The organism is Okeania sp. (genome assembly GCF_983059655.1).
Genome location: NZ_CEZPJD010001067.1, coordinates 1 through 2,204, shown reverse-complemented (window position 1 = coordinate 2,204; position 2,204 = coordinate 1). Strand labels below are relative to the sequence as shown.

The window sequence follows — 2,204 nt, the reverse complement described above, 5'->3', positions numbered from 1 at the left end:
TTAATTATATCTGGTCAGATTGTTTTAGATAATAAAGCTCAAAATCTTCAAGATACAGAAGGTTTTAATAGCCTTATCTCCCAGAATACCTTAACAAAAAATGATTCCTCAATTCCAGAAAATAATACTCCAATTGTTGATGGTAATTTAAAAATTTGTCTGCGTAATCCTCAAACTTCAGAAATTTTAATTGATTTACAACAAGCTCTACCAGAGCAAGCTCCACCTATTATATTTGCTTGTACAATTAATGTTCCAGAAAATATTAAAACTCGTTTAGTATTAGGGCAAATTATCCTCACAAATAATACAGTTACTTTAGCCAATACATCTTTTACAATTACAGCCCCACTACAGAATTGGTTAGCAGCAATTGATGATAATTTTAGTGAAGATGACCATCAGGGAATGGCTACGAAAATAACTCCGGTAGCAAGAAAACCAGAGCAAAAATCTCCTTCTTTTCAAGAGTTAGTAGAAAAAATTAATCAAGTTAAACCCCAGAAGGAATCCGATATAGAACAACCTTTACCACCACAGATATATCAACCTGTTGAAGGAGAGGGAGATTCTGGAATGCTACAGTTACCAACCTTTGGAAATCCAGCACCTAAAAAAATGGCCATAGACAAGACTATGATCGAAGATCTGTTGGCCAAGTCAAATGCTCCTAAGAATTCAGATGAATTAGATGATGTCTGGGGAGATTCAAATAAACCTTCAGAGCAGACAAATTTGCAAGGGGAAGAAATAAAAGAGTCAGAGTCGGAGTCGGAGTCGAACATTGAGGAAGAGGAAGTACCTATAAATCAACAAAACCTTGTTCCCTTTCCGACAAAATTTGCTCCTAGAAAAGAAGCATTTAAGGCTTTGAATTTAGAGGATAGATTATTTGATCGGCTGAATTCCTTGGCTAATGATTCTGAGTTATCCCAATGGATGAAGGCTTCTTCTTTATCTCCAACTGAAGGATCAGAGAATATATCAGAATCTAAAAATCAGGATGGAACAGATAATTTGTCAGATAGTGATTCAAGCAATAGGATGGTCGATGGTGAGGAACTTGTTAATGAAAATTCTGATGAAATTAATTGGGAAGCACAAGAATTTGTAGTTGAAGATGAAAATTTAGAGGAGCAAGAAAAACAATGGAATGATGATTTAGAAAGTATTTTTCAACCAGAAGATGAATCAATTTCTAGACAACCTTATGTTTTACCAGACGATCAACCAGTGCCAGTGCCTCATTTAGAAGTACTGGCTAAAGAAGTAATTGCTGGAAAAGATGTAAAAGTTAGAGTACAATTACCGGAAGGTCTGCCTCGCATTTATGTTAAGATCTGGGTTTACGACCGCCAAGCTCAAACAATAGTTACAGGTCCACGTTGGTTGACTGATTTTATTCCTAATGGCATGGGGCAAGTAGAGGTAATGACAGATTTGTATATTGCTTATGGTTGTTTAGAAATAAAATTTGAAGCGATCGCAGCCGAAGTACAAACTAACCGCGAAAGTCATAGAGCAGTTATTGAAAATTTGGTAGTTCCTCCTCCTCCTCCAATTTTACCTTTTGATGATTTGAATTTGAGTTAGACATCTTTTGTAAATGAGTTCTTGGGCAAGACCAACTGGTAGGTACTAGAGCAGGCCAACCTTTGCGTAAAGCTTCTATACAGACAGCATGAACTGTTAATTGACAGTCTAACATTTCGACTCCTTCTTTTTCAGCCTGCTTCTGGCTAATTTTCGTGATGGAATCATCGTTAAACTCAAAAGTTTTATGGCATTGAAGACAAACTAGATGATGATGTTTATGATGGTTGGGGGAGTTAATCTCATAATGTTTGTGTCCTTCAGCTAATTCTAGTTCCCGCAAAATACCTACTTTTGTCAAGAGATGTAGGGTTCGGTAGACAGTAGAAAGGCTTATTTTTTCCTGTTGATGCAACAACAGATTATATATTTCTTCTGCGTTTAAGTGTTTACCTTGAGGTAAGTGTTGAAACATTTGTAAGATAGTCTCCCTTTGAGGAGTCAAACGCCAACCTCTTTGATTTAGTTCAGACTTAAGTGAATCATGCTGATAGAATACCATTTTTATGATTGCCCAGATTTGCTTCTGAATAAATGCATTACTAATATGAATATATACTTATTGAGAGATTTTTGCAAGAGCTAATTTTACCAATGGATAATTGATAATT

The 2,204-nt window shown here is 35.8% G+C and carries 2 protein-coding genes; one reads left to right on the top strand and one right to left on the bottom strand.

All coding sequences use genetic code 11. The annotated features are described in order from the left end of the window. Positions 1 to 1,593 (top strand): hypothetical protein (locus AC3DU7_RS31815; RefSeq protein WP_488043224.1); only part of this gene is annotated, 1,593 nt, incomplete at its 5' end. Here AC3DU7_RS31815 and AC3DU7_RS31810 read toward each other — a convergent pair. After that, positions 1,526 to 2,095: a Fur family transcriptional regulator gene (locus AC3DU7_RS31810; RefSeq protein WP_488043223.1), complete on the bottom strand. Its 570-nt coding sequence runs from the start codon at positions 2,093 to 2,095 to the stop codon at positions 1,526 to 1,528. The two genes, AC3DU7_RS31815 and AC3DU7_RS31810, sit on opposite strands and share 68 nt — an antisense overlap. Between the last annotated feature and the right edge of the window lie 109 nt (positions 2,096 to 2,204).